Source organism: Neglectibacter sp. X4, from assembly GCF_009917365.1.
Lineage (GTDB): Bacteria > Bacillota > Clostridia > Oscillospirales > Acutalibacteraceae > Acutalibacter.
Window position 1 is genome coordinate 1 of the sequence record NZ_QWLE01000213.1, and the last position, 235, is coordinate 235.

Below are 235 nucleotides of genomic sequence, written 5' to 3' on the forward strand. Positions count from 1 at the left end.
TCCATTTCACCAAGACCCTTGTATCTCTGAATGTCTATTTTACCTGCTTTTCCGTCTTCCTTCAGCTTCGCCATCAGTCTGTCCTGCTCAGGTTCACTGTACGTATAGTAAACCTCTTTGCCTCTTTTTGTCAGGAAAAGCGGCGGTTTTGCAGCATAAACATAACCACCTTCGATCAATGGCGTCATATATCTGAAGAAGAAAGTAAGCAGTAATGTTCTGATATGGGCGCCGT

Annotated in this window: 1 pseudogene; it reads right to left on the reverse strand. The window is 43.8% G+C overall.

Annotated elements, in window-relative coordinates:
• A pseudogene (locus D1841_RS17750) lies at positions 1 to 235 on the reverse strand (DNA topoisomerase IV subunit B); the annotation flags it as partial.